The 207-nt window shown below is 29.0% G+C and carries 1 protein-coding gene; it reads left to right on the forward strand.

Features of this window, described 5'->3' with window-relative positions:
• The coding region (locus tag LKX83_RS33780) for a hypothetical protein (protein WP_227887703.1) at positions 1-207 on the forward strand (207 nt) is incomplete at both ends.

Below are 207 nucleotides of genomic sequence, written 5' to 3' on the forward strand. Positions count from 1 at the left end.
GTTAATAATGGTGACCATGAGATTGTTTTAACGGGGCTAATCGACAATAAATTTGAAGTTAATATCATTGAGAAGTTAATTCAAGATATGAATATTGGAAATACCAGGTTCCATATAAGGGAAAGTAACGGAGTAGATTTAAATTATAAATCGATATATATATTTAGCATGCTTTGGCAATATCGAGGATTTAATAATTATGGAGAT

The organism is Cohnella baijiui (assembly GCF_020731285.1).
GTDB lineage: Bacteria > Bacillota > Bacilli > Paenibacillales > Paenibacillaceae > Cohnella.